28 protein-coding genes are annotated in these 24,868 nt (G+C 44.6%); 13 read left to right on the top strand and 15 right to left on the bottom strand.

From position 1 onward, the window contains the following. Nucleotides 1-93 precede the first annotated feature (93 nt). Together gudD and garD are read left to right on the top strand one after the other, a co-directional pair. Nucleotides 94-1,449: a glucarate dehydratase gene (gudD, locus tag EV213_RS06935; RefSeq protein WP_133579782.1), complete on the top strand. Its 1,356-nt coding sequence runs from the start codon at nucleotides 94-96 to the stop codon at nucleotides 1,447-1,449. A gap of 23 nt (nucleotides 1,450-1,472) precedes the next feature. Beyond that, a complete protein-coding gene (garD, locus tag EV213_RS06930; RefSeq protein WP_133579781.1) occupies nucleotides 1,473-3,008 on the top strand; it encodes a galactarate dehydratase in 1,536 nt (511 codons plus the stop codon). Between the two features lie 57 nt (nucleotides 3,009-3,065). On the opposite strand, the gene EV213_RS06925 is transcribed toward garD, so the two are convergent. Continuing rightward, nucleotides 3,066-3,509 carry an SRPBCC family protein gene (locus EV213_RS06925; protein ID WP_208112722.1) on the bottom strand — a complete coding sequence of 148 codons (444 nt, stop codon included), beginning with the start codon at nucleotides 3,507-3,509 and terminating at the stop codon, nucleotides 3,066-3,068. Nucleotides 3,510-3,812: 303 nt separating this feature from the next. Further along, nucleotides 3,813-4,361: a hypothetical protein gene (locus EV213_RS06920; RefSeq protein WP_133579779.1), complete on the bottom strand. Its 549-nt coding sequence runs from the start codon at nucleotides 4,359-4,361 to the stop codon at nucleotides 3,813-3,815. Nucleotides 4,362-4,661: 300 nt separating this feature from the next. On the opposite strand from EV213_RS06920, the gene EV213_RS06915 reads away from it, so the two are divergent. From EV213_RS06915 to EV213_RS06905, 3 genes are all read left to right on the top strand, one after another. Then, nucleotides 4,662-5,657: a Gfo/Idh/MocA family protein gene (locus EV213_RS06915; protein ID WP_133579778.1), complete on the top strand. Its 996-nt coding sequence runs from the start codon at nucleotides 4,662-4,664 to the stop codon at nucleotides 5,655-5,657. A 158-nt stretch (nucleotides 5,658-5,815) separates the two neighbouring features. Further along, the gene (locus EV213_RS06910; protein WP_133579777.1) at nucleotides 5,816-6,265 is read left to right on the top strand and encodes a YhfM domain-containing protein; all 450 of its coding nucleotides are present in this window, start codon (nucleotides 5,816-5,818) and stop codon (nucleotides 6,263-6,265) included. 102 nt (nucleotides 6,266-6,367) lie between these two features. After that, nucleotides 6,368-7,117, top strand: a complete 750-nt coding sequence (locus EV213_RS06905; RefSeq protein ID WP_133579776.1) for a WecB/TagA/CpsF family glycosyltransferase — start codon at nucleotides 6,368-6,370, stop codon at nucleotides 7,115-7,117. 77 nt (nucleotides 7,118-7,194) lie between these two features. Here the strand turns inward: EV213_RS06905 and EV213_RS06900 are convergent, their stop codons facing one another. After that, complete coding sequence (locus EV213_RS06900) at nucleotides 7,195-7,989, bottom strand: glycerophosphodiester phosphodiesterase (protein WP_243740013.1); 795 nt, start codon at nucleotides 7,987-7,989, stop codon at nucleotides 7,195-7,197. A gap of 120 nt (nucleotides 7,990-8,109) precedes the next feature. On the opposite strand from EV213_RS06900, the gene EV213_RS06895 reads away from it, so the two are divergent. From EV213_RS06895 to EV213_RS06885, 3 genes are all read left to right on the top strand, one after another. Continuing rightward, the gene (locus EV213_RS06895) at nucleotides 8,110-8,589 is read left to right on the top strand and encodes an SRPBCC family protein (protein ID WP_133579775.1); all 480 of its coding nucleotides are present in this window, start codon (nucleotides 8,110-8,112) and stop codon (nucleotides 8,587-8,589) included. Nucleotides 8,590-8,649: 60 nt separating this feature from the next. Next, on the top strand, nucleotides 8,650-9,378 hold the full coding sequence (locus EV213_RS06890) for an SGNH/GDSL hydrolase family protein (RefSeq protein ID WP_166639195.1): 729 nt from the start codon (nucleotides 8,650-8,652) through the stop codon (nucleotides 9,376-9,378). Nucleotides 9,379-9,660: 282 nt separating this feature from the next. Further along, nucleotides 9,661-10,314 carry a helix-turn-helix domain-containing protein gene (locus EV213_RS06885; RefSeq protein WP_133579773.1) on the top strand — a complete coding sequence of 218 codons (654 nt, stop codon included), beginning with the start codon at nucleotides 9,661-9,663 and terminating at the stop codon, nucleotides 10,312-10,314. A gap of 160 nt (nucleotides 10,315-10,474) precedes the next feature. On the opposite strand, the gene EV213_RS06880 is transcribed toward EV213_RS06885, so the two are convergent. The 6 genes from EV213_RS06880 to EV213_RS06855 form a co-directional block, all read right to left on the bottom strand. Next, nucleotides 10,475-10,894, bottom strand: a complete 420-nt coding sequence (locus tag EV213_RS06880) for a UTRA domain-containing protein (protein ID WP_133579772.1) — start codon at nucleotides 10,892-10,894, stop codon at nucleotides 10,475-10,477. 396 nt (nucleotides 10,895-11,290) lie between these two features. Continuing rightward, nucleotides 11,291-11,947 carry a type II toxin-antitoxin system PemK/MazF family toxin gene (locus tag EV213_RS06875; RefSeq protein ID WP_133579771.1) on the bottom strand — a complete coding sequence of 219 codons (657 nt, stop codon included), beginning with the start codon at nucleotides 11,945-11,947 and terminating at the stop codon, nucleotides 11,291-11,293. Nucleotides 11,948-12,177: 230 nt separating this feature from the next. Continuing rightward, nucleotides 12,178-12,558: a UTRA domain-containing protein gene (locus tag EV213_RS06870; protein ID WP_133579770.1), complete on the bottom strand. Its 381-nt coding sequence runs from the start codon at nucleotides 12,556-12,558 to the stop codon at nucleotides 12,178-12,180. Nucleotides 12,559-12,604: 46 nt separating this feature from the next. Continuing rightward, nucleotides 12,605-12,859: a GntR family transcriptional regulator gene (locus tag EV213_RS06865; protein ID WP_133579769.1), complete on the bottom strand. Its 255-nt coding sequence runs from the start codon at nucleotides 12,857-12,859 to the stop codon at nucleotides 12,605-12,607. An 84-nt stretch (nucleotides 12,860-12,943) separates the two neighbouring features. Next, nucleotides 12,944-13,771 carry an alpha/beta fold hydrolase gene (locus tag EV213_RS06860; RefSeq protein WP_133579768.1) on the bottom strand — a complete coding sequence of 276 codons (828 nt, stop codon included), beginning with the start codon at nucleotides 13,769-13,771 and terminating at the stop codon, nucleotides 12,944-12,946. A 17-nt stretch (nucleotides 13,772-13,788) separates the two neighbouring features. Then, complete coding sequence (locus EV213_RS06855) at nucleotides 13,789-14,916, bottom strand: DNA glycosylase AlkZ-like family protein (RefSeq protein ID WP_133579767.1); 1,128 nt, start codon at nucleotides 14,914-14,916, stop codon at nucleotides 13,789-13,791. A gap of 150 nt (nucleotides 14,917-15,066) precedes the next feature. Here EV213_RS06855 and EV213_RS06850 point away from each other — a divergent pair, with 150 nt between their 5' ends. Then, nucleotides 15,067-15,255: a hypothetical protein gene (locus tag EV213_RS06850; RefSeq protein ID WP_133579766.1), complete on the top strand. Its 189-nt coding sequence runs from the start codon at nucleotides 15,067-15,069 to the stop codon at nucleotides 15,253-15,255. Between the two features lie 71 nt (nucleotides 15,256-15,326). On the opposite strand, the gene EV213_RS06845 is transcribed toward EV213_RS06850, so the two are convergent. Both EV213_RS06845 and EV213_RS06840 read right to left on the bottom strand, forming a co-directional pair. After that, nucleotides 15,327-16,139, bottom strand: a complete 813-nt coding sequence (locus tag EV213_RS06845) for a DUF1835 domain-containing protein (protein ID WP_133579765.1) — start codon at nucleotides 16,137-16,139, stop codon at nucleotides 15,327-15,329. Nucleotides 16,140-16,230: 91 nt separating this feature from the next. Then, nucleotides 16,231-16,884: a hypothetical protein gene (locus EV213_RS06840; protein WP_133579764.1), complete on the bottom strand. Its 654-nt coding sequence runs from the start codon at nucleotides 16,882-16,884 to the stop codon at nucleotides 16,231-16,233. Nucleotides 16,885-17,070: 186 nt separating this feature from the next. Between EV213_RS06840 and EV213_RS06835 the strand changes: the two genes are divergently transcribed. Then, nucleotides 17,071-17,421 carry a hypothetical protein gene (locus EV213_RS06835; RefSeq protein ID WP_133579763.1) on the top strand — a complete coding sequence of 117 codons (351 nt, stop codon included), beginning with the start codon at nucleotides 17,071-17,073 and terminating at the stop codon, nucleotides 17,419-17,421. Between the two features lie 373 nt (nucleotides 17,422-17,794). Here the strand turns inward: EV213_RS06835 and EV213_RS06830 are convergent, their stop codons facing one another. Further along, nucleotides 17,795-19,027 (bottom strand): hypothetical protein, encoded by a 1,233-nt coding sequence (locus EV213_RS06830; RefSeq protein ID WP_133579762.1) that lies wholly within the window; start codon nucleotides 19,025-19,027, stop codon nucleotides 17,795-17,797. Nucleotides 19,028-19,086: 59 nt separating this feature from the next. Continuing rightward, a complete protein-coding gene (locus EV213_RS06825; RefSeq protein WP_166639194.1) occupies nucleotides 19,087-19,851 on the bottom strand; it encodes a C39 family peptidase in 765 nt (254 codons plus the stop codon). A 310-nt stretch (nucleotides 19,852-20,161) separates the two neighbouring features. Between EV213_RS06825 and EV213_RS06820 the strand changes: the two genes are divergently transcribed. Beyond that, entirely contained in the window at nucleotides 20,162-20,944 is a 783-nt protein-coding gene (locus EV213_RS06820) for a glucose 1-dehydrogenase (RefSeq protein ID WP_133579760.1), read from the top strand. 214 nt (nucleotides 20,945-21,158) lie between these two features. On the opposite strand, the gene EV213_RS06815 is transcribed toward EV213_RS06820, so the two are convergent. Together EV213_RS06815 and EV213_RS06810 are read right to left on the bottom strand one after the other, a co-directional pair. Further along, nucleotides 21,159-21,962: a nucleotidyltransferase domain-containing protein gene (locus EV213_RS06815; protein WP_133579759.1), complete on the bottom strand. Its 804-nt coding sequence runs from the start codon at nucleotides 21,960-21,962 to the stop codon at nucleotides 21,159-21,161. A 15-nt stretch (nucleotides 21,963-21,977) separates the two neighbouring features. Then, on the bottom strand, nucleotides 21,978-22,490 hold the full coding sequence (locus tag EV213_RS06810) for a DinB family protein (protein ID WP_243740018.1): 513 nt from the start codon (nucleotides 22,488-22,490) through the stop codon (nucleotides 21,978-21,980). 224 nt (nucleotides 22,491-22,714) lie between these two features. On the opposite strand from EV213_RS06810, the gene EV213_RS06805 reads away from it, so the two are divergent. Then, nucleotides 22,715-23,764 carry an ABC transporter substrate-binding protein gene (locus EV213_RS06805; protein WP_133579757.1) on the top strand — a complete coding sequence of 350 codons (1,050 nt, stop codon included), beginning with the start codon at nucleotides 22,715-22,717 and terminating at the stop codon, nucleotides 23,762-23,764. Next, nucleotides 23,754-24,842, top strand: a complete 1,089-nt coding sequence (locus tag EV213_RS06800) for a FecCD family ABC transporter permease (RefSeq protein ID WP_208112718.1) — start codon at nucleotides 23,754-23,756, stop codon at nucleotides 24,840-24,842. The genes EV213_RS06805 and EV213_RS06800 overlap by 11 nt, the downstream gene beginning before the upstream one ends. Nucleotides 24,843-24,868 lie beyond the last annotated feature (26 nt).

Here is a 24,868-nt window from a genome sequence, read left to right as displayed (position 1 = left end):
ATTTAGCCTGATTCTCGTTGGTGAACTAATCGAGGTTGCGCTTGATGAGGGTGCCACACTTGTTGTGGAAAATGACCAAGAGGAGAATGTCCTATGAGCCATCAGGTAATTTCGACGATACGTACGGATACGCCGATCATTAAAACGATGCGTGTGATTCCGGTCGCAGGACAGGACAGTATGCTGTTGAACCTTAGTGGCGCACATGGTCCGTTTTTCACTCGGAATCTTGTCATTCTCACGGACAACAATGGCAGAACTGGGGTCGGAGAAGTGCCAGGAGGAGACACCATCCGCAAAACGTTAGAGGATGCAAAGGAAATCATCCTTGGGAAGCCGGTTGGGGAGTACAATAACCTGTTGGGTGAGGTGAAACGTGCATTTGCATCGCGTGACGCCGAAGGCAGAGGTTTGCAAACGTTTGACTTGCGAACGACTGTGCATGCCATAACGGCGTTAGAAGCCGCCTTGCTCGATCTTTTAGGGCAATTTCTAAATGTCCCTGTGGCGGCTCTGCTTGGCGACGGTCAGCAGAGAGATCAAGTGACCATGCTTGGGTATCTGTTTTTTATCGGCGATCGGAAGAAAACCGACCTCCTGTATCCACATGCGGAGCATGAAAAAGAGGATTGGTTTCGGTTGCGGAATGAAGCTGCCCTGACTCCGGAGTCGATTGTAAGGCTTGCAGAAGCGGCTTCTGAACGATATGGCTTTCAAGATTTTAAGCTTAAGGGTGGTGTGCTTTCTGGCGAGGAAGAGCTGGAGGCAGTGACTGCACTGGCAAATCGCTTTCCAGAAGCTCGTATTACACTAGATCCCAATGGCGCCTGGTCATTAGAAGAGGCCATTCGACTTTGCCGTCACCAGCATCATGTGCTCGCGTATGCTGAGGATCCTTGTGGTGCTGAGCAAGGGTACTCAGGTCGTGAAGTGCTGTCTGAGTTTCGGAAAGCAACGGGTCTGAAGACGGCGACCAATATGATTGCTACAGATTGGCGTCAGCTTGGTCATGCCATTCAGCTTCAGGCCGTAGATATACCATTAGCTGACCCGCATTTCTGGACGATGCAAGGTGCTGTCCGTGTCGCGCAACTTTGCCATGAGTGGGGACTGACATGGGGCTCTCATTCCAACAATCATTTTGACATCTCGCTGGCGATGTTTACCCATGTTGCCGCAGCAGCCCCTGGTGACATTACAGCTATAGACACCCATTGGATTTGGCAGGATGGACAGCGACTCACTAAAGAACCACTCAAGATTAGGAATGGACAGGTAGCGGTACCTGATGCACCAGGCCTCGGCATTGAGATCGATATGGGAGAAGTTGAGGCAGCGAATCGTCTCTATGAAACAATGAAGCTAGGCGCACGTGATGATGCGAAGGCCATGCAGTACATAATCCCTGGATGGCAATTTGATCACAAAAAACCGGCCCTAGTTCGATGATTCTGGAAGAGAGGGTGTTTGGAATGACAACGAAAATGGATCAAGCAGAAGCGCCATTGTACATTAAAGTCCACGAAAGCGATAACGTGGCGATCATCGTGAACACAAAAGGGCTTTCTGAAGGCACGGTGTTTCCCTCTGGACTTGAGCTTGTGGAATTTGTGCCCCAAGGCCATAAAGTGGCGCTCGTTGATCTCCAGGAGCATGAAGCCATTATACGATACGGTGAAGTGATTGGGCATGCAGTCAAGCCGATTCCTAAAGGCAGTTGGATTAAGGAAAGTTTATTGACGTTTCCGACACCGCCGCCGCTAGATACTCTGCCATTGGCAACGAGAGATCGGTCTTCGCAGAAGCCTTTAGAGGGCTACACCTTTGAGGGCTTTAAAAACAGTGATGGGTCTGTAGGGACAAAAAATATTCTGGGTATCACCATGAGCGTTCAATGTGTGACAGGCGTCCTTGAGCATGCCGTAAAGCGGGTCAAGGAGGAACTTTTGCCGAACTACCCGAATGTCGAGGACGTGATTGCATTAAATCACAACTATGGGTGTGGGGTAGCGATTCACGCCCCTGGCGCAGCCATTCCGATTCGTACTATTCAAAACCTGGCCACCCACCCGAGTTTTGGTGGCGAAATCATGGTCGTTGGCTTAGGCTGTGAGAAATTAAGACCTGAACAGCTTGTTAAGGACGATGATGGGTCAACCATTACATCGTTGCAGGATCAAGAGGGGTTCCATGCAATGGTTAGCTCTATCATGGCCATGGCTGAGGAGCGCCTTCTACGACTCAACCAACGAAAGCGTGTCACATGTCCAGCAGCTGATCTTGTCGTAGGTATGCAATGTGGCGGAAGTGACGCTTTTTCTGGCGTGACAGCGAATCCGGCCGTAGGGTTTGCTGCGGATCTTCTTGTTCGTGCAGGCGCGACGGTGTTTTTTTCTGAGGTGACGGAGGTTCGTGATGCGGTGCATTTACTAACCCCTCGTGTTGTGAACGAAGAGGTTGGTAAAAAGCTCGTTGAAGAAATGCGCTGGTATGACGATTATTTAGCAAGCGGCGACGCTGATCGCAGTGCCAATCCTTCCCCGGGAAATAAGAAGGGGGGGCTATCCAATGTCGTTGAAAAAGCACTTGGATCCATCGTCAAATCAGGAACAAGTCCAATTGTTGATGTCCTTTCTCCAGGCGAAAAAGCCACTAAAAAAGGGTTGATATTTGCCGCAACCCCTGCAAGTGACTTTGTTTGTGGCACGCTCCAGCTCGCTTCAGGCATGAATATGCACGTGTTTACAACTGGTCGGGGAACGCCATATGGTCTGTCCATGGCTCCAGTCATTAAAGTGTCCACACGTACCGCTTTGAAGGAGCAATGGCATGATCTGATTGACGTAAACGCTGGTCAAATTGCGACCGGCGAAGCCACGATTGAAGATGTAGGTTGGGAGCTTTTTCACTTAATGCTCGACGTCGCCAGCGGGAAGAAACAAACATGGGCGCAAAAATGGAAACTCCACAATGATTTGAGTTTGTTTAATCCAGGTCCAGTGACATAATAAAAGTAGGGCATGTTCTAAAAGTCATCAAAGGACTCTTTAGGCAGCCCTTTTTCATTATTCGACTTGCTCTCCTAGACTGATGAACATCAAGTTCCAGCCGTGCTCACTACCGTCACGGAATTCATCGATGGCTTTTAGAATGTCTGCTTCCGCCCAATTGTCTTCGTGTGGCACATGGATGTGTTGCGTGAACGTCATTTCACAGCCATCTTCTATCGGGTTTAGTTCCACGACAATAGTGTCCTCACTGTCACTGAATTGAGGCATTTTAAAGGTGAATTCGAGTCGGTGCGGACGATCAATGTCTTTGTATTCGCCAATCGCTCGATAGTCTTTTTCCTCTCGATGGTCAATGATTTCCCAATGGCCACCGACATGCGCCACATTCTCCACAAGCTTGTTCGTTGCTTCGCTCGTAAACAACCATTTTCTCATTGTTCCAGGCGCTAACCAGGCGTCAAAAACCTCCTCTACCGATGTATTAAACTGGCGTACCATCGTAAGTGTAGTGATGGATTCCACAATTATTCTCCTTTCTGCTATTTAGTTGTAAGTTCCCTTTCAAGCACCTTGATATGCTTCGAAATGGCCTGCTGCGACATCTCAAAAAGGAGAAGCCAGCCCATTTACGCCCCTTTCTTTCTCAGTTAATAACTGGACAATGGTCCTGGCGTTGAATCATCCAACGCATACAGAATTGAGATTTGAATTTAAATAGTTAACCATACGGTTTATTATAATGGATGAATCCTGTTTTCATAAAGAAAAACACTCAACCATAGCGGAGGAGTGTGGATGAAATTATTGCTGTTGGGGATTTGGTTTTACCTTAAACTGTTCTGCGATTGCGATAAGTGTATTAAGATCATCAACGATGGCCGAGACCGTAAAGAACTTGCCGTTGGCTACAAAATGGACGGTTTTTCTGATCCCATCCTCAAAAATGGCCGGGTAACCTAATATTGTACCTTCAGTCAGTACTTCAGAATCGTACCAAGTCTTCGCAATGTCTAAAGTTGCTCCATCTTGGGTTTCTGCGACTGTAATAGGCTCACCTGAAGCTGTTATGTAACTCGTTCTAGCAAAAAGGCCGTTTGAAGACTCTTCCGCCCTAAAATACGTCTGCTTTACAATGTCTACTGTAGCCTCATTGTTTTTGTGGAGATGAAGTGGGAGGTTGATGTCGTTTTCCACTTCATATAGGCTTTTTACATCGATCTGTTGTTCAAAAACAGCCTGTAATGAGCTTTGTTTTTCAATGTCTGCTGCATCGACCGAAAGTTTTGAAATTCCTAATGTAATACCAACAACACATGCGCCAAAAGCTACAATTCCAACCCACTTTTTCATCGGATCCTCCTCATTAGCGTGTCGTAAAAACTTCTTCCTTAATTTGTTTACGAAAAGCGTATCATAATTTCAATGGATAATGGTAAATATTTTGATATTTTCCAAAGTAGTACAACAGGCTGAAGAGTCGCTTTCCTACCGAATACTAAGACATAATTAACCATGTAAGCGACGACTCACACTTCCAAAGTTTTCAATCAAGAATTTTGTCAGATTTAAAGGTTTTTTAGGGAAGAAGACGAATGTGTATTGTGAGAACGTTACCATGAAAACTGAATCAACCGAAAGGGGACATATACAATGGCAGAAAAGAAAATCAAATGGGGCATTATGGGCCCAGGCGGCATCTCCCGTAAATTTGCATCAGACCTTGTTCAATCACCGGAGGCTGAGCTTGTCGCAGTCGGCTCTAGATCGTTGGAGCGGTCAGAGCGTTTTGCAGAGGAGTTCAATGTCACGCGCTCTTATGGCAGTTATGAGGAGTTCGTTCAAGATCCAGACATGGAGATTGTGTACATTGGCACACTTCATCCAATGCATAAAGAGTGCATCCGTCTCTGTATTGAGGCTGGAAAAGCAGTGCTTTGTGAAAAGCCGTTTGTGATGGACCAGCAGGAAGCTGAAGAAATCATTCAGCTGGCGAAGGAAAAAAACATTTTCCTTATGGAGGCCATGTGGACGCGTTATTTGCCAGCTGTTGTTCAGGCACGCCAATGGATAGAAGAAGGGCGTATTGGTGAGGTTCAATCACTAACGGCAAACTTTGGATTTAACGCAGGATGGAATCCAGGCAGTCGTTTGCTTGATAAATCATTAGGTGGCGGTGCATTATTGGATGCCGGTATTTATCCTGTCTCTTTCGCCTCAATGGTGTTTGGTCAGCAACCAGACCGTATTCTCAGCAGCGCTCATATTGGTGAAACCGGCGTGGACGAGCATTTCTCTGCGATTTTTGAATACGAAGGTGGCCGAACAGCGGTGTTGAAATCTGCGGTTCGCCTCAATTTGTCCAATGATGCATTTATTTATGGAACGAAAGGGCATATCCACTTGCCTAATTTCCTCTTTGGCCCTGGGGCGACCCTCAACGGACCAAACGGTGTGACGGTGGAATGCAAGGACAACCGAAGCCTCAACGGCTATATTTATGAAGCCGAAGCAGCGATGAAATACTTGCGTGAAGGCAAAAAAGAGAGCGTCATCATTCCTCAAGAAGAGACGATTGCGATCATGGGAACTCTAGACGCCCTGAGAAAGCAGTGGGGTCTGGAATATTCTGAAACCGTAAACGTATAATTAATTTTCGCAAACAAGGGCTGTCCTCAAACGTCATAATGATGACCTTGAGGGCGGCTTGTTTGTAATTTAGCTAAGGTGTTTCGCCTAACTTCCGCTCAACGTTAACGCCAGTCAACAGTGCATGATTCTGGTGCTGTTTTGAAGAAGTGGAGGACATGTATAAGACAGAATTTTTGGATATAAAGGAGGGGGGTCGCATCTCCTTAAGAAAAGTCATCGCCATTGTTGTCAGCGTTATAACCCTCCTACTCATCGGCTTGTGGGTCATCTATGAGACGACTTCTTACCCTGATATAGAAACAAATGGTGTCGCGTCCATTTTGATCACAGAAGATAACGGAATCGTTACGCAAGAGTTTAAAGACTATGTAACAATTGTTGAATTTCTTCAACTTTTGAACAGGGCGAAACCAGAATCCACCGGTGCCTCATTTGATATACGTAGAGCCGATGATGAAGGTCGTATTGAATACCAAAACGGGACGTCGCTTACCTTTCGTCTCTGGTTTTTTACCGATACGGCGTATCTTGAGGTGGACGGCGAGTATTTTACGTTTGAGGAAAGGGAAAAGCGTCAATTGCAGGTGTTGCTTTCAAAGGAATGACTCATCGAGAGCTTTTTTTGAGAGAAAGCCAGCGACGTCAATTCGCATAAAACGGGTTTCGTTGTGAAAATGACGATGTATTTTAGAAAGAGGTGGCTTAAAATGGCTCATACTGTGAAGATTATGGGGATTCCATTCTCTACATGGACACTTGCTGAAACAACAGATCAACTGACGTCTCATGTTGAGAAAGCCTCACGTATGCTGCACTTGATGACGGTGAATCCTGAAATTGCGATGCGCAGCCAATCCGATGCTCATTTGCAAATGATTTTGCGTGAAGCGGATGTGATTACTCCTGATGGTGTTGGGATTGTGATGGCGTCAAAAAGAAGTGGCACGCCTGTCCCAGAGAGAGTGACAGGCTACGAACTTCTGCTCGAGCTCTTGGCGAAGGGAGATGAAAAGCGTTGGGGATTTTATTTTTTGGGCACTGATGAGGAAACGAACTGTCTCGCTGTGGAGAACATTCGCCAGCGTTTTCCACAGGTCATTATTTCGGGGAGGCACCATGGTTTTTTTGCGGAAGGCGATGAAGCCATGATTCTTCAAGACATCCAGCAAACAAAACCTGACGTACTGATTGTGGCCATGGGAGCACCACGCTCAGACAAATGGATGCATCAACATAAGCAAGCATTGAGTGGTGTCAAGCTCGGCTTTGGTGTGGGTGGCAGCCTCGATGTACTCTCTGGGAAGGTAAAGCCTACACCAGGTTTTTGGAAAACGCTCCAGTTGGAGTGGCTGCATCGTTTGTTGACGGCAAAAGTAGCGAAGGGGCAACCATCCCGCTGGCGTAGACAAGCCATTCTTCCGAAATTTGTGTACCATGCGATCTTGAAAAAGTCATAAGGTGGAGTTAAAACCTCAAGGGAGAGAAGTCCTTATGGGCCAGTGTTTGCCATCGTTGCCTTGATGCATTGTTAAATTCAACTGTCCCTCGCTGTCTCCCATTCGTTCTTAACTGCGATTAGGGTTGCCGGATCGCGCGTCGTAATCGAGGCGACACCCATCTCTGCCATTTTGCGCATGTCGGAGGCTTTTTCCAATGTCCAGACGTATACGTCAAGGCCGTGCGCAGCGGCTTCCTCCAGAAACACCGGCTGCACCAAGTGATAAGGGGCATTCAGACCGAAACATTTTGTCTCGAGCGCATGTTCACACGCCATGGCAACAGCCTCGTCGTAATTCATTCGTTTAAAGGAGGACGCATCCACGTTCAGCAGCTTGTGGATGACAAGGCCGAGGCGATTTTGTAGCCGTAGTGCTTCTGCGGCGGTCTCATAGCCGCAGCCGCTGAGAAAAGCATGCTCTTGCATACCGAGCTTCACGATTAAGTCGAACACCGGCTTCAGTGATGCATCCGTTTTAATGTCCAAGTTCATTTTTGCTCTGGCATTCTTTACCACCCGCATAAGAGCCTCCGCCCGAGGAAAGGGCTCTAGGGGAGAGTCAGCCAAGGAAGGATCAGCTTGTAAGATCGCCTCGTCTAGCTCTCTCGTTGACATAGTGGCGATGTTGATGTTCTGTCCGTCCGCCAGTCTTACCTCGTTGTCATGCGCCAGCACGGCGACACCGTCGCACGTTGCTCGGATATCGTCCTCGTACACGTCAGCGCCTAATGACATCGCTGCTTGGACAGATTCAAGCGAATGCTCAGGATAACCCATGCACCCCGTATGGGCCGTAATCAGCGGAAATTTGGCAAGTCGTGACATGGTCATGGTTCGACCTCCTTAAAATGATGACGAAGACTACTCACCTTAAATAGTAACGCATATAACGCAAACTTTTCACTCATTTTTCATCCTCTGAAGCCAAAATAATAAAAAAGGGGTACTTACATGATTGCATACATTTCACAAATTGGTACTACATATGAGGCACGCTACGAACGTCAAATTCCACACGCTGTTGAAGAGGTTTGGGCCATGCTGACAGAAAACGAAAAACTTTCGCAGTGGTTTCCAGAGCTTTCAGTAACTGACTTGCGCAAAGGCGGTACAATCCAATTCGATATGGGTGATGGCTCTACGGAAGACTTTACAATTCTCGCGTATGAGCCGTTAACGATTTTGGCTTTTACCTGGGATCATGACGCGGTACGTTTTGATCTTGAAGAAGATGGGTCCGAAACAAGGCTTGTTTTTACTGAAACGATTCACGCGTTTACTGATCACACGCCAAGGGACCTCGCAGGCTGGCATGTCTGCTTAGAGGTCATTGAAGCGTTGTTAAATGGGACAAAACTCGATTCGAGGAAAGACAGATGGAACGAGCTGTTTCCGCTGTATGAGACAGAAGTAGCGAAGTTTCGTGAATAACAACGTTAGAGGTACATGGATACGTGTTATGTCACCCATGACAAAGGAGGCGGGCCATTCATGATTCTCAACACACTGACAAAAAAACAAAAAGATATGAGATCATCACCTCCTAGTACACTAGCTTTTTTAGGGGACAGCGTCACACACGGCGTGTTTGAAGTGGACGTTCTTAAGCCAAATGAACCGACACTTGTAGTGGATGCAGAGCACGTCTATCACCAAGTAGTGAGGCGCAAGCTGCAGGCGGTATTTCCAACCGTTCCGATCCATATCATCAATGCGGGGGTCAGTGGCGATAATGCACCTGGTGGTCTCCGTCGCTTGGACCGTGATGTTTTGTCCTTTGCCCCAACTGTCACAGTTGTTTGCTTTGGGTTGAATGATGTAACACAAGGGGAAAAAGGTCTCGCAGCATATACAGACAGTTTGCAGGACATATTTAAAAAGCTTCATAAAGCAGAATCCATTCCGATATTTATGACGCCGAATATGACCAATACGTATGTTCCTTCGACCATTTCGGAGCCTTTTTTGCTGGAAATCGCCAAAACATGCGCGTTGTATCAGACGAATGGAGTGATGGATGCGTATATGCAACGAGCAAGGGACATTTGTGCGCGTGAAGGTGTTGAAGTGATTGACGTCTACGCGAAATGGAAGCAGCTTCATAACTGCGGTGTGGATGTCGTACCGTTGCTAGCAAATCATATCAATCATCCTACAAGAGCCATGCACGGCTTGTTTGCAGATGCTATAGTGGAAAAACTCTTGTTTTCGGCGCTTTGATTCGTCGAAGTGTGACGTATGTGCTCAATATTGCCCGGGAAATGAGGGGGAATGACGACTGAGCGTCATTTATCTTTAGAACGACCAAAAACCAGTGCCTCCTTATTGAATAGGAGAACGCTGGTTTTTTTGAGTTCGCATAATCACCGCCAGCGTAAAATCAACTTAATGCGAAAAAGAAATGGCAATCTTTTTCCCTTCTAAATGGCGGTTGTCAGAGATGCTGGCTTAACTTTCATTCCTTTTATCTCCATAATTAGTCATAGATCAAGGAGGGACCTTATGAATACAGTTGCGACTAATATTAAGTCAAAAAGAAAAGAAAGGGAAATGACGCAACAGGAGTTAGCGGATGCTTTAAATGTCTCCAGAACGACAGTGTCAAATTGGGAAACGGGAAGGAATTACCCGGATTTAGAAACGGTGATTGCGATTAGTGATGTCCTTGAAATCTCTCTTGATATTTTACTGAAGGAGGAAAAGCCGATGGTTAAAGAATTCATTAGTGAAATTCGCGTTAGTTCTAAAAGAAAATTGGCGTTGAAAATATTAATTCCCTTGTTAGTTTTTACGCTCCTATACACTGGGTACATGGTTGTAATGAATGTAGGTGTAGTTAAAGATGTTTTCTTTCCTCATGAAACCGGAATTTCTAATGGAGAATATGCTGTAGATGAGTGGAGACCTTTATTTTTCCGTGGAGAGGACCACTTGATAATGAACGGCTTTTTTTGGGACATGAAGCTTACTAGTGGTGGTTATATAAATGCGGGGGATATTTGGATCAGAGTAAAGGATACCAGTGGCAATTTGGTCGTTGAAGAAACACTTATTCCAAGGAATTCGACAATTGAATTAAACGCGTTAGAAACAGAAAAGAAGTATTTTTTTGAAGTGAAGTCGTACGATGACTACGTAGCTGTTAGTATCAATTGAATTATTCAGTGCTATTTAAAAGACTTCGGCAAAGCCAAAGGCACTCTTTCACCATAAATTGATGCTCCAATTCTTTTAATACTAAATGAGAAACGTACATACAAACACTTCATACCTTTCATCAAATGATTCAAAAGGCATCTTCCACACTAAGGAGGCCTCAACCGCGAGACCTTCGCAAATGGAACGTGAAAATGTCATTGCGCACGTAGTCGAGCGAATAAAAGAGCGGTGTGTTGAAGGCGTTGTCATGCACTTGTTGCAAAAGCATGATGGGCAGTGATGGTGACGCAAAGAGTCGAGAAAGAAATGGGTCCTGGGCATTTGGTACGGTAATTTCTGTATCGGCAAATACAATCGATGTTTGGAGATGACGTTCAATAAAGCCAAGTAAGGAGCCAGTAAATGCGTCAAACAAATGGGGGTCCTTGATGAGCTCTAGAGGAAAATAGTTGACAGAAAACACGACAGGTTCCCTGTTTCCAGTGCGTAAGCGGTGAAGAACGACAACAGAGTCCTTTTCCTGAAGCTCTATGGCATCAGCAACTGACGCATTGCAAAGTTGGTGGGATCCGGCTATTAATTTCTTTTATAACAATACTGTCTTGTATATCATCAAACAATCACAAAAAAGGCACCCCCAACGGCAAGGTTACCAATAAAATAATAGGAGCCTACTTCGAGGCTCCCGTCGTTGATCATTATAATACTTTGGGCATCGACCAAAGTGCCGTTGTATCAAGCATTCTCGCCTGATCACTTTATTTTTATGCGTGACCAGTCACAAAGATGAAGAATTTTTTTCTAATAAAAGTAAAAGGAGCCTGCATCGAGGCTCCCGTCGTTGAACGTCTAGTAGTGCCAATAATTCATAAAAATGAACCATGGCTTATCTTGAGTACGTCGCTCAAGATGTAGTTGTATATGAAAACTATACCAATTTGAGGCTGTGTTGTCAATAAGAGATTACGAGATTCTAATAATGGTTTTTAATAGTTTCGATCATTTCAATTATTGTTTGCTTGTCTGAAGTTTCCGCTAAACCTAATGCTACACAAATATCCTTCAGATCATCTACTGCTTTATTCCTTTCTTCTTTTACTTTCTCCAAGTGTTTTTCAGTTTTATTAAGTTTAGTAGCTTGCTTATTAACTATTTCCGCTACTCCAAGAGAATGAAAAAGCGCTTTATCAACGCCGGGCATTTCCGTTTTCTGATCCAATTCGGATAAATAATCGCCTAGACGTGCTTTACTAATTGTAACAATATTACCAAGCAGCACATGCCCTTCAACATGAGAATCTTCTGGACGATTTAATGGAAAAACAGATGAATTGGTATCGGCAGAATTAGTGATTGGAGCAACTATCGTATTTGGAGAAGTTCTATTTGCTGGGTTGTTTTGTAATACAACCGCAGGTCTGTTTTGGCATTGTTCGCTGCCTACATTTTCTCCGAATTGACACCAATAAACTTGTCCTCTGCGAACTTTCCGTGTTTTAGCTGAATCAACCTTACCTATCAGCCTAAACTTTTCACCTAACCACTTCGACAATCTGATTGATGTACTTACAGGCATCATCTGTGCGGGTTTTGAATTTTGAGAACCTTGATTTCCTTGTTTTTGTGCCAATTAAACCCCATCCCTGTTTAAATAATGATACCCTTTATTTTACCATAAAACCCTAAAAGAGGAGTCTTTTTTGACAGTTAACAGATGCCGTGTTACGACTATTTACTTCGTTCAAGCAATAGATATGAGAGAGGTGGAGAGGGTTTAATTCATTGGATAAAAGATAAATTTCATCCCTATCCATAAGAAGGCCTCAGCCACGAGACCTTCGCAAATGAAATGTAAATATGTCATTGCTCACATAGTCGAGCGAAAAAAAAGAGGGGTGTGTTAAAGGCATTGTAATGCACTTGTTGCAAAAGCATGATGGGCCGTGATGGTGACGCACCGAGTCGAGAAAGAAATGGATCCTGGGCATTGGGTACGGTAATTTCTGTATCGGCAAACACAATCGATGTTTGGAGCTGGCGTTCAATAAAGCCAAGTAAGGAGCCAGTAAATGCGTCAAACAAATGGGGGTCCTTGATGAGCTCTAGAGGGAAATAGTTGACAGAAAACACGACAGGTTCCCTGCTTCCGGTGCGTAAGCGGCGGTGAAGAACGACAACAGGGTCCTCTTCTTGAAGCTGCAGGGCTTTGGCGACCGACGAATTGCATAGCTGATGGGCAATCTCGTGCTACGTTTCCCCTTCCTCTAATCCTGCCGCCAGAATCATTTCACCAATACAAGATAGCTGGTCCAAGCGACTTGGAATGACAGGAAGGGGCTCCGTCACAAACGTACCAACTCCGCGTTTTACATACAAGCGACCGTCCGCTACAAGCTGTTTTAAAGGCCTCGAGGAGCGTTTCACGGCTAACAGAGAAGCTCTCGGCCATCTGGGGCTCAGACGGAAGACGCTGCCCAGAAGTATATGAATCTGATTGAATCATATCAATAATTTGCTCTTTGACCACGTTCGTTTTTAGCATACCTACGTTCCCCTTGTTTCATGAATTAAGTGCATTGTACCACGACTGCGAAACAGACCGATGACGGAGTAGTGAGACAAAGGGTTAAACTTGCTTAATGAGGTCGTGGAACCGGTTCTTTTCTTCGAGAAATGGATAGTGATTGCTATGCTCAAAACGGTAGAACTGAGAATTTGCAACGAAGTCATGCATTTCTTCTGAAAAAGCTATCGGGCATTGAACGTCATGAACGCCACAGAAAATGATCGTTTTTGTCATCACTCGGTAAAGCTGTCTCGTCACATCAAACGTCATCATTTCACGTGCGAAAAAATCTAGGCGGGCGGCACATATAGATTTCGTGATGAGGGGAGAAAAACAGGTATCATACTGTTCCGGATGATAGAGAGAAAGCTTTGTTCGCTCCCTCGTTATAGTCTTCCTCTCCTCCTGCGGAAGCTCAGGACACTTCAATTTCTCCAAGTAGTGCTGCATGATAGAAAACTTCGCATGGTCTTGATGGTAAATGCACTCCGGCGCATCCATATACGCGCGGGCTGCTGCACCAACAATGAGAAGGGCATCAAGTGATTCGGAAAAATGAATACCATAGAGGATGCCAATCATTCCGCCGGTTGAATGACCGGCGAAAGTCCATGCGGAATACCCTATCGCCTCACGAATGCTTTCAAGATCATAAACCGCTTCAATCATGCTGAATTGATAGGCATGCTCTGCAGAAGCAGAAGCGCCGGCCTCTCTCAAGTTCACCAAGTATACCTTGTGTGTATCTATAAACCCCTCAGCGAAAAAATCACCTGTTTCATTAAACTCAGAATAATGATGAGTCACACAAACCGGTTGGCCAGCGCCTTTCACAAACACCTCGAACGTGCCTCGATTTGTTTCAACCAGTTCTCGTTTCCAGCTCATCTTTCTCCTCCTTACACTTAGGGAAAAACAACGGTCTCCGCTTTTGTGTATTGTTTCAAGCGTTCCATTGCCATGTGCAGTTTCTCGAGAAAGACCGTTTCAGACGGAATTGTCTTTTCGAAGGCGTTTACGATCAGACGACAGTTCTGCTTCTCGTGTTTGATATCAGCCTGTCCAAGAATATCTCCGTTATCAATGAGGACAAAGCTATAAGGACCAAGCTTACGTTTTTCCGCAGGTTTGTAAATCTCCCAAATGTAATCAAAATCATAGAGCTGCTTGAGCAAGGTTCGATCCCAAATGGTGTTGTCCAAGGGAGACAACAGCATAGGTTCTGTGGTAGCAACAGCATCGTCAGACTGAGTTGCAAAACGAGCAAAATCCTCAGAGATAAAATAATCCTCTTTGCCAATCGTGATGAGCTGTAAGGGTTCTTCCGTGATCAAGCTGTCTTTAATGCGCCTTTTCTCCAATTGTTTTCTCCGTTGAAAGCCAATGAATTCATAGTTTGCACGGCAAAGACCAAGACTTTCCACATGTTTTCTACCTAATGCCTCTGCATGTGGTGCTTCTAAGCTCTTAGGTAGGTTAGCAACGAGCTCCTCAGGCAAGGCATCTTCGATCAGCCGGTACCACTTTTTGTTTCCTTCGCGTCGGGTCACGACAATCATTCCGCTCCGCCACATGAGTTCAAGGAGCTGCGTTTTTACACGCCTCGGCCCCCATACGTCAACGTTTGTCGTTTGCTCATGAACAATATCGTTTGTACAAACGTCCGTGTCACAGTGGTGGAAGTGGTCCAGAACAACATCCATCGCCTCTTTGTACTCCACCAAACTGGGGGCAAGCTTCTCTTTCCGTGTCATCATGTATGGCCAGTAGAGCGGTAGATCCTCTACATGAATAAAACAGCGCTCCTTCGCGTATGTCTCGACAATTTTGCCTTTTTGAATGGCTTCGGTTAACTGATTCGCCGAATAATTCGCAAGCCGATTGTTCAACACAAGGTGGTGATTGGGCGCAACGATGTTGACCGGGTCAATTTGAACAGCCCCCATTTGTTGAATGGTCTTTTCTATTTGCTGAAACGGTCTTAGGTTGTATTGAAAAAAACGTCGTTTGATTTGTTCTACATCTAGTGCCAAGATAGCTCGACCCCCACCAAATGGTTTTTTACTAGTATACGTTGCTAGTCTTGAGGACTCAAATAGTAATGGGAGAAGAGGGGATGTAATGGGCGGAGAGTGAAGGGCTCGAAATGGTTATCTAATAGCGGTAAGTAGACATTTCTGTGTATGTCCCAGGCGAGCGTCGACCAATACCTCGGTATGATGAAAGAAGAGAGCGGTTGGGCCGACTTTGACAAGGCTGACGTCTTTGATGAAGGCGTCATCATCGTGCGGACTCTCTCTTACGTGGCACAGCTTATTTTGGGTGACTGGCTTTTTGAATATGAGCCAGGTCAAGAAATCGAATCTTACTAATTTAAAATTGAAAACGCATAAGCCCTTCCATCAAGGAAATGAGCTTGTGCGTTTTTCGTCCAAAGCTTTTCTTAAGGCAATTTTACGATGCAAGCATGTAAACGCTGGAGAGGTCCTTCAGCGTGCAGTTTTCCTTCTTGAATTAACTCATGGAGCCGAAGTTGCATGTAGGGAAAATAGTCATCGAAGTAAATGTAATCTAAGTCCATGATGGTATGAACGAGCAGGGAATGAGCGGAAACAGCGTTGGAATAAGGGCTCTGCTGAAGGCTTTGCATGTTTAGCATTATCATCGTATTAAAATCATCGAATGAAGCTGGTAATGGTTGTCCTTTACTCACCATGTGCACATAAGCGCCTTCTTTTTGCAGGTTGTGCCATTCATTTAAAAGCTGATTCACCTCACCTTTCGTCAGAAAAGGACTCGTCGAGTGATCGTCAAAAAGAACTCGAAGTTCCTTAGGAGGAATTCCGCCGGTCATATAAATACATTGAGTGTCTGGTTGATTGTGTTTCGAGGCGTAAGCTCTGGTGAAATTAATCACGCGAATAGGGTGATTCTGTTTTTGTACTATATGCACGGCCCAGCGTAGACCGATTTGTTCTCTAGCATTTTCCGAAGTCCAGATGGTGATTGGCTCACCGTCTGGAAGAGTCTGAAGTGCTAGGAGTCCACGGATAAGTGAATTTGGATCAAAGGACATGTCCAAGGAGCTGAAGTGGTGCCGGAACCAATCGTACCTATTCACAACACCTTCTTGCGTATCAAGCCGATCGAGCGGGCCAACCGAAAAATTCTCATCTATCGCCAGCATGTTTATCGGAGGATTTTCAAAGACAGATGAGGAGACGTAGCCTTCATTTATAAATAGCAAGTGATGCATTTGTGACCCCCTGTTCCTTTGCTTTCTGTACCTATTGATAGTGGAAGAATAATTTGATTAATTTTTTAAAGCGAAATTAAAAATGATGGCGCTACTTTGACGCCTGTTTTAGCGGGAGTAGGGTGAAAGTAGCCATCTGTTCGTCATCACCTGTCGCCGTCACTTTCACATTAGGACCGAGTGCATCCAGCACACCACTTATGGTCCAATGTCCGGTGGAGGTGAGTATCATATCTCCTTTATCCGTATTTCTAGAATGCAGGAGCGATTCTTCATTCCATTTTATCGGTATACCTGTAGAGAAGAGAATGGCATCGTCTAAGGAAACTTCAGGTATTGATGATGCTTCAGTGGGCACGGACGAATATTGAATCGACCAATGTAGATTAATATCGACAGGCTTTTCTAACGGCTCGTAGCTGTATTCTTGCTCAAGTGAATGAATTGAAGGGATTTCGGAGATTTTCGTTGTTTCTGTTTCCCAAATCTGAACAGGCTGTTGATTTCGCAACTGTTTCATTGCGTTCAAATCTTCCTCTAACTCAGTAAGGTTGGTAAAAGGTTGACTCTCCCTGTGCGGCACCTCTCCAGGAAGTTCCTCTATCGTAAAATCGATATCAAATTCCACTTCAAGCAAAGCGAGCGCCTCTTCAGCATCTGGTTTGGACGTCTCTTGCGCCTGGCAGCCAAAAAGCAAAAGCGTGAATGGAGCGATACGTAGCCATGATGATACGGTTGACTTCATTTGCTTCACCTCCACGTCCAGACTATAGAAGAATGGTTAATTTGTCAAAATATCTCAGTTAGTGTTCTGCTTATTTAAAAAAGGTTTGACGGCTTTTTCTTGACGAAAACACATGTCTGTTTTATAATTCGTAATCATTACGATTTATATTAATGTAGTACAGATTGAGTTATTGGAGGAAACCGGATGAACGACTTTCTTCTACGAATGTATACAGATCAGATTGTTGCAGCCTTGCCTGACGAGAAAAGATTGCCTTATATGGCGGCAATTGAACTTGAGAATCGGGTTGCTGAAATGAACGCTACGTCTGACGAGTTTATCAATGATTTAGAAGCGAACATGCCTCACCAACAATTGGCTAGTCAATTCCAAATGACGCTGCCAGCTTTTCTTCAGTTTGTGAATGACATTGAGCATGATGTGTCCCAGCTGCTTGAAACGAGAATTAATCAAATGAGATGGATGGATTACACAGATGTTGTTCACCGCAACACAGGAGCATCGCCGTGCTTGTATTTTTTATTTGTTCCGTAATAGTCATTCCACCGTTCAGTTTGCTATTTTAGAACTGGACGTTTTCTGTTAGTTTTATTTTATTGAAAAAGCACTCAGCTAAGTGGCAACGTTATTCCTAGCATTTGTATACGTAGCTTCCATTTTCAAATTGACTCAGAGTTGAGTTTTCAGACGCGCCCGAATATGCGTTTCTAGTCTTGAGGACTCAAACTTTAACGTGAGAATAGGAAGTATTCAGTGGGTGAAGAGTGCAGTGGTCGAAATGATTATCTTAAAGCGCTAAGTAGATGATTTTGTGTAGGAAACGCACAAGCTTTCTCCTCATAGGAAGTGGTTTGTGCGTTTTTAGGTGAGTTCTAATCATTTTTTATAAAGATTATGGAGTTGCTACTTATTTTTGAGGATTTTTAATAATATTGAACTCCGCTAAAGAATTTTCTTCAGGGTTAACAGCTTCCATATAAGAAAACATTAAATACCCGTCGGAGTTGAGTATTTTTGAGGTTGTACTTCGAGATTTTGTAACCTCTTGAACCTGGCCCGTGGATAAATCTAATGCCATGATTTTTTCCATTGCAAACCGATAATAAAGCGTATTATTCATGATGTAAGGTGTATCCAGGGTCATTAGTGGATCGTCTCCAGGAATTTCATAGATGACTTCACCAGTAGAGCGATCTATGACTATTATCTTTCCCATTTTGCATAAGACGACCCAATCCTCGTTTGCGGTAAAGTCAATAAGATCTATCACATTTTCTTTAATGGTTATAGGAGAGGACTTATCATAAGGGTAGAAAACGAGGTTAAAGGATTTGGTGTGCCCCTCGTTATTTTTTTTGAATACGGATTGATCGATTAGCATACCGTTGTTTACGGGTCGCTGAATATTAAAGAAGGTACCCTCTCTATTATTTTTATCTTTCTCTTTCAACTGCACTGACGCAATCTCTGTTTGCTCAACCGAAGATGGGTCGAACATAAAGGCAGTACTAGTTACTATGTGATTTTCAATAGTATTTTCAATCCAGGTAAGCTTACTTTGATTTACTCTTAAAACAGGAGGGGAGATACCGTCTTCTGAAATTCCTTTTCGAAATATTTGTACAGAATGATCGGATAAATTCATCGATTTAATCATCCAAGAGTTTGTTCCGTTACTTGTTCGAGGCCTTTCTATCCAATATAACGAATTCTTAATGCCGACGAGTTGTTCAAGATACGTATTATGCTCGGAATAATAGACTTTATTCATTTCTTTTGTATCTCGTGATATAGCCACAATGTTACCCATTGCATCTTCACTCGAGTCGATTGAAAAAACTATTACCTCATCGTTTACAAATTCCGGTACACCAAAAGAATGTTCCAATAATGGATGTTCAATTTTAAAAGTGTCTAGTGGAATATGCATTTTTTTTGTAGGTTGCGTGATTGCATTCTTAGGTTGATTTGCGAGAGAACTATGTGAATGGTCAATTGAATCAGCAGGAACATCATTCTGATTAATCGTCGATGATCCATTCGTATGTGAGTTGTTTGTGTTAGTTGAATAGACAAATGCAACTGACAAAATAATGATAAATAATGTACTAAAGCAAATTACTTTTATAATATTTCTCATCACGATCTCCTTTGAAACGAATAAAAGGGGGATGATAAGACACATCCCCTTTTTTATCTTTAATAAATTACCGCACCTCTGAAATGGTCTTGGTTAGCTTCAAAGATACTATCCATGTCATACCATCTATTTCCTATTGTTCTTCCTCTATTACCTTGATCAAATGGATCAGTTAAGCGAATTCGTGGATCATCTCTTAAATCACCTTGTGCATCATAACCAGAGGTATTTAATATATGACCTGCTACAGTAGATTCGTAATTAGGCAGTGTTCTAGGTGATATTTTCAAATCAAGAACAGCTGGGATACCTCTATCAACAGACTTGATCATAAAGATCTGCCAAGCTAAATAATCATCTTCTTCATACTCGTAATACCTATAGGTTCTTTCATTTTGGTTATCATTAAGAATGTTATCGACTATACTAAAAACTGTACCGTCTCTTGTTGTTCCAAGTTCATCTGCGTAATCTGACTGTGAGTCGGAAGAACCATTAAGGTAATGTAAAACTTGCTTTACTGTAGCAGGTCCACACCAGTAACTTGTTTCTTGCTCAAACCCTCTTACAGATAGTATTTCCTTCTCGCCTAAATCCATAGCTTTAAGAATTCCCTCAGTATCTTCCGACGGTAAATCATCAATAACACCATTCAAGAACTTTGATTGTTCCTTACTTGCTTCAATTTGCTCAGGGGTCGGCACGTCTTCTATAGGTCTTGGATCGTCCCCGGTACCAGCGGCAAATGCTGTAGACTGTGGTAACGCAAAAGAAGCTGAGATCGTTAGAACAGCAACAATCTTTAAATAATTTGTTTTAATCAATATTCCCATCCTCCTAATTTTAATATCCTCTTACCTATTCTTATATAATTTTCTATTAGCTGTCCTCCTTCTCTAAAGACGTGTATATATTTATGTATTTCATGATAGTTTTGTAGTTTTGTTCTGAAGTAATATTCAGAACATTTTCTAATTCAAAATTAATAGTACTTTATGCAATAGGGAATGTAAATAGTTATTTTCCAGTGGTAATTTGTTTGTGATTTTCTTTCTTGCATTTAAATCAAGAATTATTTTCGCCTCGCTGACCATACTACGTATAGTTCAACATCATCCGAGGAGGCTTTACAACATGAAGGGACGTTTAGAAGACAAAGTCGTCGTCATTACAGGAGGCGGTTCTGGTCTTGGTCGTGCTGTAGCGATTGTAGTTGCAGAGGAAGGCGCAAAGCTTTCATTGGTGGACATCAACATGGAGGCTCTTGAGGAAACGAAAAAGCTTGTTCTGGAACAGGTGGAGACAGACATTCTTTTATTAGAAGGTGACGTCGCTGATGAGGACCAAGTGAAGAAATATGTGGATGACTCGATGAGCCACTTTGGGCGTATTGACGGCTTTTACAACAACGCAGGCATTGAAGGCAAGCAGGCCCTTACAGAAGACTATGACAGTGCCATGTTTGATAAAGTCATTGCTATTAACCTGAAAGGGGTTTTCTACGGCTTGAAGCATGTGTTGCCTGTGATGAAAAAGCAGGGAGGCGGCTATATCGTCAATACGTCCTCTGTTGGTGGCATTCGTGCCGTCATGAACCAAATTGCCTATGGCGCCAGCAAACACGCCGTCGCAGGGATGACGAAGGATGCTGCGATTGAATATGCGGAGCATGGAATCAGTGTCAACGCCATTGCCCCAGGTGCCATTCTCACAGAAATGGTCATCGGTTCATTCAAGCAAATTGACCCGGACAACTGGGAAGCCGCAGCAAAGGATTTCGTACAGGACAATCCTGCCAAACGACTTGGAAAACCAGAAGAGGTCGGACACCTCGTAGCCTACCTGCTCTCTGGGGAATCACCGTTTATCAACGGCGCAATTATTCCAATTGATGGTGCACAATCAGCTAAATACTAAAGGTATATGACAGAAAGCCCCTGTTGTAAACAGCGTCGAGAAAGTGATGCTGTTCTACTGGGGGCTTTTATGTGAAGTCGTTTCGAATCCATTACTGAACTGCACCTTTAATTCGTTTGATTCATAATAAGAAAGATCAACAAAACATCTCCTAAAGTAGATTTTCTCACCTTTTTCATAGGCCCTGCTTCAGGAGCTTATTCAAGCGTGCCTATCATTCCGTCAGAACATCTGCTAAAAGGGCTTTGATTGCTTGTTGCGTTTGTTGGACGGTATTTTGTGGAACGGAATCGGCGCTTGAGATGCATGCAAAGTAGACCGTCTCTAATGAACGCAAAGCATGGGACAAGCCTTTTTTATCAAAGGACGTTTCATAAGTGTTCTTCAAAGCCTTTACGAGCGGATCGTTAATGGTATTTATGACCTTATTGTTGTCGTGTTGAATGCCATGGGACAAACAGATGATGTCAATCACATGCTGGCGTAGCACGTCCATGTCGTGACGAGCTTTGATCACATCTTTTCGTTGAATTGATACCGCCGCATTACGGAAAAACTGCCAACACATACTGAGTGCCTCATCGATAAACGTTGTCATTGATGGAGAGAGTTTCTGAGGTGCTGTAGCAGTCAAGCGAGCTGACAGGATATCGTCTCGATCAAAGAGGATGCGCCAATGTGGCTTGGTTGCACGAAGTTTTTTTAAGGACCATAACCCGAGGTCCACACCAAGATGGTTTCCGAATAAATAACAGGTGACCCAAATGTCCTCTTCGTGGGTGTACGTTTTTTGAAATTGTATGTGCTGGGTTTGTTTGAAATAGCGATTTACTATGGGCTGAACTTTAGACACATCGTCGGGCTCTTTCACGACTGTCAAAAGGTCTATATCTGAATAGCTGTCTCGAAATCCTCTTGCTCCAGATCCTACAAGAGCGATTCCCAGAACAGCATCAATCTCTTTTGCAAACGCCACATAGGCGGAAAGGGTATGAGCTCTCTCGCTTTCGGTAAACATAGGACCTCCTACGAATCATTTTTTAGAAAAATAGGTTTCAACATCATCAGGGATGAGTAAATCCGTATCGATGGGTGTGTACCCTAGCTGCCGAATCATGCTTACAATCTGTCCTTTATGATGGAACTCATGCGTGGTGGTATGAGTATAAAGCCATAACACAGAGAGCGATTCCTCCTCTTTCTGCCAGGGCACTTTGCCACAAATGTGTGTCTCGTTTTGACCATCAAATTCCTCGAGAAATCTCGCCACCAGCGAATCGATGGTTGAAAACACTCGTCTCATATCATTAACGTTCTCCACATCTTCAGGGGTAACGATAGTCATCGCTTCTTTTAGGCCAAATACAGCAAGCCAATTCTGATAGCATTCAGCGACGTGAACGTGCAAGTCACGTATCGATGCCCAGCCGAAGCCGTTGAGTTCTTGTCGATACTCTTCGTCCTGTACCAACTCGCAGCAACGGAACGTATTCTCTCTCGTCATTCGAATCCACGCATATTGGTCTTTAAACAGCTTCACGGACATCCTCTCCAATCGCTTTCCTCCTTAAAACGTACCATATTGTCACTGCATTGTCCTACTCCCTTTGAGAAGGGCGTGATGAGGCGCGCTTCTTTCCATAAAACCCCTTGACGTCCTAATGAGAGGGTGCTATGATAACGTCGGTAATAAATCGTAATAATTACGATTTGTGACGGCGATATATATGCATTTGAATAACAACATAACTGAGAGAAGAGGCCATTATAATGACATTGATTTTCAGTCCACTAAGCCGTGCTATTGGGGGGATTTTACTATCTGTCTCCCTCATTGGATGTGCAAATCAAACGACGACGAGTGAGGAGACGGCAAGCTCAGGCTTTCCTATGATGATTGAAAACTGTGGGCGTCAGGTGACCATTGAGGCGCCGCCTGAACGTTTGTACGTCATTGGTGGCGAGGCGGGTACACTGATTCACTCCGCTGGCGGTTCCGATAAAATCAATACGTTTTCACCGCTTGTCGGAGAGCCGTTAGGGGAAGCTGAGGAGGTCCTTGGTGAAAAGAAGCAACTGCCTATACATACAGCATCAGAAATGTCACGAGAGGTGATCATCGGCGAGTCCCCGGATTTGGTCGTTGCGTTTGGTCTGAGTGGCTTTGAACCAGAGGACTTAGAGGCTGCTGGAATTCCAACCTATGTCATCAACGGGTACTGTGGCGGTTTTGGTGCGGGGCAATCGACCATTGAAAATCCGCTAGAAGGCATTTATGAGGATGTGGCAACGCTAGGCACCATTTTGGGTACGGAGGACATTGCCAATGCCGCGGTAGCCGACATGAAAGCCCGCGTTGAAAAGGTGAAACAGCGGGCGCAGCAGGCATCAACTGATGATACGAAAGTGGCTGCGCTCTTTGTTGCAGGCGGTGGTGGAGGAATTGGTGCCTATGGGAATCGAAGCATGATTCACCAGCAGATGGAGTACGTCGGTTTAACAAATGTGTTCGAGGAGACGAGTGAGCGTTATTTTGAGCCAAGCATAGAATCATTTATTGACGCGGCACCCGAGCGCATAATCGCATTGCATGAACCTGCTGACATTACCGAGGAAAGTGTCCAATCTGTTCTTACAGAACGGCCAGATATCGCTTCCGTTCCTGCTATTATGAACAATCAAATTGATGCGCTTAATTTCTTTTATTCAGGTCACGGGTCGCTCGCTATTGAAGGACTGGAAATGCTGTCTAACTTGGTGAATGAAAGCAGTGACACAGAAGATGGCAGCTCGCAGGAAGAATCATCGGTTGGAAAATAAACAGGATTCCGTTCAGACGCACAAAACTGTGGATGATCTTAACTACCGTCAGCGTGCCGTGCGGACAGCGTTGTGGATTCTCGGTCTTAGTTTACTTTTGCTTGGAAGCATTCCAATCACTGTTGGCATAGGTCCTGTCACTATAGACCCGGCGACGGTCGCGAGCATTATTGTTCATCATACGGTCGGTGGTGTGGATATGACGTGGAGTGATTCAGAGGACAGCATTGTCTGGCTCGTGCGCACACCACGTGTCCTTCTGGCAGCTATTGTTGGGGCGGCGCTTGCCATTTCGGGTGTGGCGTTGCAGGCCTTGGTACGCAACGTGCTTGCCGAGCCTTATTTGCTCGGGGTAAGTGCTGGGGCGTCTACCGGGGCAGCCTTAACGATCTTGTTTGGTGTCGGTTCCTCCATTGGATCAAGCGCGCTAACAGGGAGTGCTTTTTTAGGTGCATTGCTCGCTACAGCCATTGTGTTTGTTCTTGCTTTAAGCGGAGGCAAAATGACGTCGGTCCGCTTGCTGCTCGCTGGGGTGGCTGTAGGGTATGTGTTAAATGCCGTCACAAGCTTTTTGATTTTTGCGTCCGATACACCTGAAGGCGCACGCGCAGTGCTGTTTTGGTTGCTCGGATCGCTCACGCGCGCGAACTGGCCCTCTGTTTGGATGGCTTTTCCGATTGTGTTAATTACGTTTGTACTGCTGTTCTTATGGTCAAGACGGTTTGACGCTTTAATGCTTGGAGACGATACGGCGCATGCCTTAGGAAGTCCGCCCATTAGAGTTCGTGTGCAAGCGTTAATCGTCGTATCGCTATGTGTCGGAGCGGCTGTTGCGGTTTCGGGAGGGATCGGTTTTGTCGGTCTGATAGTGCCTCATGTGGCAAGGCTTTGTGTTGGTGGCGTGCATCGCAGACTCTTTCCTGTGGCCGGACTGCTCGGCGCATCCTTTCTCGTATGGGCGGATCTTGTCTCGCGGATGGTGTTCGCCCCGCGTGAACTGCCTTTAGGTATTATGACAGCGATCGCAGGAGCGCCGTTCTTATTTTTCTTGGTACGACGCATGCGTTCCGATGGATGAGGAAGAAGAAAGAAGGGACGGAAATG

Origin of the sequence: Aureibacillus halotolerans (assembly GCF_004363045.1) — a bacterium.
GTDB classification, from domain to species: domain Bacteria; phylum Bacillota; class Bacilli; order Bacillales; family DSM-28697; genus Aureibacillus; species Aureibacillus halotolerans.
This window is presented reverse-complemented; position numbering and strand designations above follow the sequence as displayed.

Bases quoted from the DNA above. Each gene is read 5' to 3' on its own strand.
- gudD (WP_133579782.1), top strand. From the start codon at position 94: ATGAGCCATCAGGTAATTTCGACGATACGTACGGATACGCCGATCATT.
- garD (WP_133579781.1), top strand. From the start codon at position 1,473: ATGACAACGAAAATGGATCAAGCAGAAGCGCCATTGTACATTAAAGTC.
- EV213_RS06925 (WP_208112722.1), bottom strand. From the start codon at position 3,509: ATGGTACGCCAGTTTAATACATCGGTAGAGGAGGTTTTTGACGCCTGG.
- EV213_RS06920 (WP_133579779.1), bottom strand. From the start codon at position 4,361: ATGAAAAAGTGGGTTGGAATTGTAGCTTTTGGCGCATGTGTTGTTGGT.
- EV213_RS06915 (WP_133579778.1), top strand. From the start codon at position 4,662: ATGGCAGAAAAGAAAATCAAATGGGGCATTATGGGCCCAGGCGGCATC.
- EV213_RS06910 (WP_133579777.1), top strand. From the start codon at position 5,816: ATGTATAAGACAGAATTTTTGGATATAAAGGAGGGGGGTCGCATCTCC.
- EV213_RS06905 (WP_133579776.1), top strand. From the start codon at position 6,368: ATGGCTCATACTGTGAAGATTATGGGGATTCCATTCTCTACATGGACA.
- EV213_RS06900 (WP_243740013.1), bottom strand. From the start codon at position 7,989: ATGACCATGTCACGACTTGCCAAATTTCCGCTGATTACGGCCCATACG.
- EV213_RS06895 (WP_133579775.1), top strand. From the start codon at position 8,110: ATGATTGCATACATTTCACAAATTGGTACTACATATGAGGCACGCTAC.
- EV213_RS06890 (WP_166639195.1), top strand. From the start codon at position 8,650: ATGATTCTCAACACACTGACAAAAAAACAAAAAGATATGAGATCATCA.
- EV213_RS06885 (WP_133579773.1), top strand. From the start codon at position 9,661: ATGAATACAGTTGCGACTAATATTAAGTCAAAAAGAAAAGAAAGGGAA.
- EV213_RS06865 (WP_133579769.1), bottom strand. From the start codon at position 12,859: ATGCTAAAAACGAACGTGGTCAAAGAGCAAATTATTGATATGATTCAA.
- EV213_RS06860 (WP_133579768.1), bottom strand. From the start codon at position 13,771: ATGAGCTGGAAACGAGAACTGGTTGAAACAAATCGAGGCACGTTCGAG.
- EV213_RS06850 (WP_133579766.1), top strand. From the start codon at position 15,067: ATGTCCCAGGCGAGCGTCGACCAATACCTCGGTATGATGAAAGAAGAG.
- EV213_RS06845 (WP_133579765.1), bottom strand. From the start codon at position 16,139: ATGCATCACTTGCTATTTATAAATGAAGGCTACGTCTCCTCATCTGTC.
- EV213_RS06840 (WP_133579764.1), bottom strand. From the start codon at position 16,884: ATGAAGTCAACCGTATCATCATGGCTACGTATCGCTCCATTCACGCTT.
- EV213_RS06835 (WP_133579763.1), top strand. From the start codon at position 17,071: ATGAACGACTTTCTTCTACGAATGTATACAGATCAGATTGTTGCAGCC.
- EV213_RS06830 (WP_133579762.1), bottom strand. From the start codon at position 19,027: ATGAGAAATATTATAAAAGTAATTTGCTTTAGTACATTATTTATCATT.
- EV213_RS06820 (WP_133579760.1), top strand. From the start codon at position 20,162: ATGAAGGGACGTTTAGAAGACAAAGTCGTCGTCATTACAGGAGGCGGT.
- EV213_RS06815 (WP_133579759.1), bottom strand. From the start codon at position 21,962: ATGTTTACCGAAAGCGAGAGAGCTCATACCCTTTCCGCCTATGTGGCG.
- EV213_RS06810 (WP_243740018.1), bottom strand. From the start codon at position 22,490: ATGTCCGTGAAGCTGTTTAAAGACCAATATGCGTGGATTCGAATGACG.
- EV213_RS06805 (WP_133579757.1), top strand. From the start codon at position 22,715: ATGACATTGATTTTCAGTCCACTAAGCCGTGCTATTGGGGGGATTTTA.